This is a genomic window from Pararhodobacter sp. SW119, from assembly GCF_017811755.1.
Classification (GTDB): domain Bacteria; phylum Pseudomonadota; class Alphaproteobacteria; order Rhodobacterales; family Rhodobacteraceae; genus Pararhodobacter.
This window is the reverse complement of record NZ_JADDJF010000095.1, coordinates 1-6,616: the sequence shown is the minus strand read 5'-3', so window position 1 is coordinate 6,616 and position 6,616 is coordinate 1. Positions and strand designations below refer to the sequence as shown.

Annotated in this window: 7 protein-coding genes; 4 read left to right on the top strand and 3 right to left on the bottom strand. The window is 66.7% G+C overall.

The window, feature by feature from the left end:
* Positions 1-174 precede the first annotated feature (174 nt).
* Genes IM708_RS20015 through fabA form a run of 3 tightly spaced genes read right to left on the bottom strand, consistent with a single transcriptional unit; the run spans position 175 to position 2,737 of the window.
* Complete coding sequence (locus tag IM708_RS20015; protein WP_209428336.1) at positions 175-963, bottom strand: SDR family oxidoreductase; 789 nt, start codon at positions 961-963, stop codon at positions 175-177.
* A 5-nt stretch (positions 964-968) separates the two neighbouring features.
* Positions 969-2,198 (bottom strand): beta-ketoacyl-ACP synthase I, encoded by a 1,230-nt coding sequence (gene fabB, locus IM708_RS20010; protein ID WP_209428335.1) that lies wholly within the window; start codon positions 2,196-2,198, stop codon positions 969-971.
* 29 nt (positions 2,199-2,227) lie between these two features.
* On the bottom strand, positions 2,228-2,737 hold the full coding sequence (gene fabA / locus IM708_RS20005; protein WP_209428334.1) for a bifunctional 3-hydroxydecanoyl-ACP dehydratase/trans-2-decenoyl-ACP isomerase: 510 nt from the start codon (positions 2,735-2,737) through the stop codon (positions 2,228-2,230).
* A 179-nt stretch (positions 2,738-2,916) separates the two neighbouring features.
* On the opposite strand from fabA, the gene irrA reads away from it, so the two are divergent.
* The 4 genes from irrA to IM708_RS19985 all read left to right on the top strand — a co-directional run bounded on the left by irrA (position 2,917) and on the right by IM708_RS19985 (position 6,537).
* Positions 2,917-3,357, top strand: coding sequence for an iron response transcriptional regulator IrrA (gene irrA, locus IM708_RS20000; RefSeq protein ID WP_209428333.1), 441 nt, complete (start codon positions 2,917-2,919; stop codon positions 3,355-3,357).
* Between the two features lie 136 nt (positions 3,358-3,493).
* A complete protein-coding gene (gene rlmJ, locus IM708_RS19995) occupies positions 3,494-4,288 on the top strand; it encodes a 23S rRNA (adenine(2030)-N(6))-methyltransferase RlmJ (RefSeq protein ID WP_209428332.1) in 795 nt (264 codons plus the stop codon).
* Between the two features lie 95 nt (positions 4,289-4,383).
* Entirely contained in the window at positions 4,384-5,157 is a 774-nt protein-coding gene (locus IM708_RS19990) for an N-acetylmuramoyl-L-alanine amidase (protein WP_209428331.1), read from the top strand.
* Between the two features lie 213 nt (positions 5,158-5,370).
* On the top strand, positions 5,371-6,537 hold the full coding sequence (locus tag IM708_RS19985; RefSeq protein ID WP_209428330.1) for a sialidase family protein: 1,167 nt from the start codon (positions 5,371-5,373) through the stop codon (positions 6,535-6,537).
* Positions 6,538-6,616: the final 79 nt, after the last annotated feature.

Here is a 6,616-nt window from a genome sequence, read left to right as displayed (position 1 = left end):
GGTGCCGGCCTCGGAGGCATCGAGCCTCCTCGACCGGCGCTGCCGCGGCACCCCCGCCCGCGGATCGCCTCCAGCGGGGGAGGCCGCAGGCCGGCGGGGCGGCAGCCCCGGCGCGCCGAGCCCCCTCGATGGGGGCGAGGTGCGCGCGCCCGTGTTCGAAACGCATCCTGCCGGTCAGATATTCTCGGACTGCGGCATTCCCAGGACGTGATACCCGCTGTCGACCATGATCACGTCGCCGGTCGTGCAGGCGCCGTAGTCCGAACACAGGAAGACCGCGGCACCGCCAACCGATTCGAGCGTGGCATTGTGCCGAAGCGGCGCATTCGCCTCGGTGAAGCGGTAGGTCTTGCGCGCGCCCCCGATCGCCGCCCCTGCCAGCGTCTTCATCGGCCCCGGCGAGATGGCGTTCACCCGCACCGCTTGCGGGCCGAGGTCGTTCGCCAGATATCGGACGCTCGCCTCCAGTGCCGCCTTGGCCACGCCCATCACGTTGTAGAAGGGAGTCACCCGGTTCGATCCGCCAAAGGTCAGGGTCACCAGCGCCCCCCCGTCCGGCATCAGTTCCGCCGCGCGCCGGCTGACATCGATGAAGCTGTAGCAGGACACGTCCAGCGAATGCTTGAAATTGGCCCGGCTCGTATGAACAAAGCGCCCGTGCAACTCGTTCTTGTCGGAATAGGCGATGGCATGGATCAGGAAATCCATCTTCCCCCATCGCGAGCGCAGTTCATCGAAGGCGGCATCGAGGCTCGCGTCATCGGTCACGTCGACATCGACCAGCATGTCCGAGCCGACCGACGCCGCCAGCGGCGCCACCCGCTTGCCGAAAGCCTCGCCCTGGTAGCTGAAGGCAAGCTCCGCCCCCTCGGCCGCCAGCGCCGAAGCGATCCCCCAGGCAATTGAACGTTCGTTGGCGACGCCCATGACAAGCCCGCGCTTGCCGCGCATCAGTTCGGCCATGCTGCCTACTCCCGGAAGCTGCTGAAAGCGAGCGTCGCGTTGGTACCCCCGAAACCGAAACTGTTCGACAGGACGCTGTCGAATTCGACGCCCTCGCGCAACTCGGTGACGATCTCATGCGCATGCACCTTGGGGTCGCGGTCCCGCACATTGATCGACGGCGCGATGAAGCCGCCCTGCATCATCAGAAGCGAATAGATCGCCTCGTGGACCCCCGTCGCGCCCAGGCTGTGGCCGGTCAGCGACTTGGTGGAGGCGATCGGCGGCACCGCGTCCTCGCCAAATACCCGGCGGATCGCCTCGACCTCGGTCACGTCGCCGGCCGGCGTCGAGGTGCCATGCGCGTTGATATAGCTGATCTTGCGTCCCTCCGGCAGCGTCGCCACCGCCAGCCGCATCGACCGCTCGCCGCCCTCGCCCGAGGGCGCGACCATGTCGTGCCCGTCCGAGGTGGCGCCGTAGCCGGTCAGTTCGGCATAGATCTTCGCGCCGCGCGCGCGGGCGTGCTCCAGTTCCTCCAGCACCAGCACGCCACCGCCGCCGGCGATGACGAAACCGTCGCGCGTGACGTCATAGGGGCGCGAGGCCGTCTCGGGCGCGTCGTTGTATTTCGAGCTCATCGCCCCCATCGCATCGAAGAGGCACGAGAGCGTCCAGTCCAACTCCTCGCCACCGCCGGCAAAGACCACGTCCTGCTTGCCCATCTGGATCAGTTCCGCCCCGTTTCCGATGCAATGCGCACTGGTCGAGCAGGCCGAGGTGATCGAGTAGTTCACCCCCTTGATCTTGAACGGCGTCGCGAGGCAGGCCGAATTCGTCGATGACATGCAGCGGGTCACCATGAAGGGGCCCATCCGCTTCGGGCTGCCCTTTTCCATCACGATCCTGTGCGCCTGGAAGAAGTTCGAGGTCGAAGGCCCGCCCGAGCCCATGATCAAACCGCTGCGCGGGTTCGACACCTCGCCCGGCTCAAGGCCGCTGTCGGCGATCGCCTGCTGCATGGCGATGAAGTTGTAGGCCGCGCCCGGTCCCATGAAGCGCAGATCGCGCTTGTCCAGATGGTCCTCCAGCACGATCTGCGGCTGGCCGTGGATCTGACTGCGAAATCCGTGCTCGGCGTATTCGGGCGCGAAGACGACGCCCGAGCGGCCGGCGCGCAAACTGCTCTCGACCTCGGAAGCGGAATTGCCGATGGGCGAGATCACCCCGATCCCGGTGACGACGACACGACGCATGTGTTCTCTCCCTGGCCCGGTGGGCCGCTTCAGCTTTCCGAAAGCGCGACCTTCATGTCGCGCACTTGATAGATGACCTCGCCGTCGGCCTCGACCCGGCCGTCGGCGACGCCCATGGTCAGCCGGCGCGACTGCACGGCCTTGGTGAAATCCACGAAGTAGCGCAGCATCTTCCGGTCGGGACGCACCATGCCGGTCAGCTTCACCTCACCGACGCCCAGGGCATAGCCGCGCCCCTGCCAGCCGCGCCAACCCAGGTTGAAGCCGGTGAGTTGCCACAGGCCGTCCAGCCCCAGACACCCCGGCATGATCGGGTTCCCCGGGAAGTGGCATGCGAAGAACCAGAGGTCCGGGTGAATGTCGAACTCCGCCACGACATGGCCCTTGCCGTGAACACCGCCGTCGTCCGATATCTCGGTGATCCGGTCCATCATCAGCATCGGCGGCTCGGGCAGCTGCGCGTTTCCCGGCCCGAACAACTCGCCGCGCGCGCAGGCAAGCAGCGCCTCCTTGTCGAAGCGTGTTGGATACTGCGCCATGACCTTGCGCTCCCTCGTTTCCTATCTGCCGCGCCGTGCCGACCCGTCTAGCACCTGCGCGTTGCGGCTGACAAGGCAGCTTTGCCCCAGGGGTCTTTCGGCAGCACCCGCGTGTGCTCGCGCGGCAGGCTTCAGCCTGCACCATTGAAACCTGAGGAATTCGCGCTTAGTAAAGCGCCATGGACACAGAGTTTTCGACCACGCCCGAGGAGGGAACCGGCGCTGCGGCCCGGTGGCTGTCCCGGGCCGGATTGCGGCCGACACGCCAGCGACTGGCGCTTGCCTCGCTTCTGGTCGGTGACGGACGCGACCGCCATGTGACGGCCGAATGGCTCTTCGCTGCGGCGTCGGAGCGTGGCGAGAAGGTTTCGCTTGCAACGGTCTACAACACCCTGCGCGCGTTCTGCGAAGCAGGGCTGCTGAGCGAGATCACGGTAGATGCGACGCGCAGCTATTTCGATACGCGCACAGACGATCACCCGCATTTCTTCTGGGAAGACAGTCAGCACCTGACAGACGCCCCGGCCGAGCAGCTGCGCATCGACCAACTGCCCGAGCCGCCCCCCGGCAGTGAAATATCGCGCGTCGATGTGGTGATCCGCCTGCGTCGGCGGGACTGAGTTCTGGTTGACACCCCCGACCGCGGGACGGGATTGCCAAGCGCCGTGCCCCGGAGACCGGTGACAGTGCCAAGTCTGGCAAGTATGCCTTTTGGTGTTTCGACGGTCGCCCGGATCGTGCGCAGGATGATTGCCCATGCTTTCCTACCAGCACCTCTATCACGCGGGCAATCTGGCCGACGTGCACAAGCACGCCCTGCTGGCATGGATGCTGGGCTACCTGACCGGGAAACCGAAGCCGCTGAGTTACCTCGAAACGCATGCCGGGCGCGGACTCTATGATCTTGACGCCCCGGAGGCCCGCAAGACCGGCGAGGCGGCGCAGGGCATCGCGCGTGTCGGACACTGGTTCGGCCCCGATCACCCCTATGCGCAGGCCATCGCCGCGACCCGCGCCACGCACGGCGCCGCCGCTTATCCCGGCTCGCCGCTGATCGCCTCGGCGCTGCTGCGCCCCGAAGACCGTCTGCATCTGGCCGAGGCGCATCCGGCCGAACACGCCGCTCTGGCCCAGGCCCTGCCGTGGGAGGCGCAGATCCGGCATGAGGACGGCTTCGCGATGGCGCGCGCGCGCGTTCCGCCCACACCGCGCCGGGGGCTGATGATGATCGATCCCAGTTACGAGGTCGCCGCAGATTACACCCGGATGCCCGACTTCATTGCCACGATGGCGCGCAAATGGCCTGTGGGGGTCATCGTGCTCTGGTATCCGATCCTGACGGATGCCCGGCATCAGGACATGCTGACGGACCTGCATGCCAAGTTTCCCGAGGCGCTGCGCCACGAGGTCGGCTTTCCACCGGCGCGCCCCGGCCACCGGATGGTCGGATCCGGCCTCTTCGTCGTGAACGCGCCCTGGGGGCTGGAAGAGGAGGCTGCGCGCCTCGCCACCTGCTTCGCCACACTTCCGGGGCAAGGCAACCGCGCCTGACCCTGTCGGGGAGCGTGGGTAAAAGACGTCGCGACTCGGCGTCATTTCTGATAAGGTCAAAATTGCATGGTACGCACCCTGATCGGGAGTAGCCCTTGTCCGTTTCGATCCCTGCAAGCTGGATGCCGGACGCGAACATGCGGCGCATCCATGTCCATTGGACCGCGGGCCGACACAAGGCAAACGCGACCGACCTGAAATCCTATCACGTGTTGATCGAGGGCGACGGCACCCCCAGACGCGGCGGTTGTCCGATCAGCGCCAACGACCCCGCGCGTCGCAAGCCGGGTGAACCGCGCGCCAATCACACATTGAACGCCAATTCCCATTCGATCGGCATTTCGCTTTGCTGCATGTTCGGCGCGCAGGAACGCCCCTTCGATGCGGGCGCCGAACCGCTGACCGAGGCGCAATGGCAGTCGATGATCGAAACCGTCGCGATCCTGTGCAAGCGCTACGGCATCCCGGTTACGCCCGAAACGGTCCTCACCCATGCCGAGGTTCAGCCGAACCTGAGCATAGCGCAGCGAAACAAATGGGACATCACGGTGCTGCCCTTCGACCGCGGCACGCTGGGTGCGCAGGCGGTCGGCGACAAGATGCGCCGTGAGGTCGCCGCGGCACTGGACACGGCGCGTCCCCCCCTTGGTCAACCGCCTGACTCGATGAAGGCGCCGCGTTTCCGCGTCAGCGGCGTTGCGCCCTCAACACTGAATTTTCGCAGGGGACCAGATGGCGAAATCGTCGGCGCGCTACCCGAAGGAACGCGGGTCGAAAGGCTGGGCATCTCCGACGGCTGGTGGCAGGTACGAACGCCCGCGGGCCACATCGGATGGGTCTGGCACAGCTTCCTGCGCGCCATCAACTAGCGCGAACCGACCCCCGAAAAGCCCGGGTGTCAGCGCTGCACGGTTTTGGCCCGTGATGGGGCTGCTCTGGACACACCCGCCTCCAACGCTCGACCGCGCCAGCACTGCGCGCCGCCCGGCCAATTTTCGCGCGACAGGCCTTCCGGTCGCGCGAGCAAGCTGGGCCGAATCCCGGCTGCGTGTTAGGCTCCTCCGCATCGACAGGAGGAGCTCATGCCAGAGGATTGCCTTACCTTGCTGGTCGGGACAACCAAGGGCGCCTTCCTCATCGACGGCGGCGCGGCGCGCAAGGGATGGTCGGTCAGCGGGCCGCATTGCCAAGGCTGGCCGATCAACCACGTCGTCGGTGAAGCCGGATCCGGCATGATCTGGGCCGGCGGCGGCGGCGAATGGTTCGGTGCCGGCGTCTGGCGATCCGCGGACGAGGGAAGAAGCTGGCAGCTTGCGCGCCTGTCAAAGGGCCAGATGGATGACTGGGCCGCCAACGATCCGGATTTCGCGCGCATGATCGGCTGGACCGAAGCCGCCCTGCCCTTCGCGGACCGGATCACGCAGATCTGGTCGCTTCACCACGGTCATGGCGCGCTCTTCGCGGGAACCAAGCCCGCGAGGCTGCTGCACAGCACCGATGACGGCGAAACCTGGTCCGAGGTTTCAGGCCTGACCGAACACCCGTCTGCCGGCAGCTGGAATCCCGGCGCGGCGGGTCTGGTGCTGCATTCGATCGTCTCCGACCCGGCCGAGTCAAGGCGCTTCTGGGTCGGCATATCGGCGGCCGGGGTCTTTGCGACCGAGGACGCCGGGCAAACCTGGGAGCGCCGGAACCGTCTGTCGAATGCGGAAAGCTGCCTCGGGCACGATCACCCCGCCGCCCCCGCCAATGGAGAGATCGGCCACTGCGTGCACAACCTGCGCAAGGCGCCGGGTACCGGGACGCTGCTTTATCAGCAGAACCACCATGGTGTCTGGCGTTCGGCCGATGGCGGGCGCAGTTGGGACGACATCACCGCGGGCCTGCCCTCGACCTTCGGCTTCCCGATCCATGTCCACCCGCGCGATCCCGAGACGGTCTGGACGCTACCGCTCAACGGTGACATGGCGGGACGCTTCCCGCCGGACGCCGCCGCCGCGGTCTGGCGATCGCGCGACGGTGGGCAGAACTGGCAGGCGTTGCGCAAGGGCCTGCCGCAATCCTCTTGCTTCTTCACCGTCCTGCGACAGGCAATGGCCGGCGACGCGCGCGACCCCGCCGGCGTCTATTTCGGCACCAACAGCGGTTCGGTCTTTGCCAGCCTTGACGAGGGCGAAAGCTGGTCGGAAATCGCCCGCCACCTTCCCACGATCCTGTCGGTCGAAGTGCTGGACCGCGCCGCGGACTGATCAGCGTATCGACCGCAAGGGATTTCGTCGCCAGGTCGAAGCCACCACCCGGCGTGGGCGTGATCAGCGCCGCCTGGCC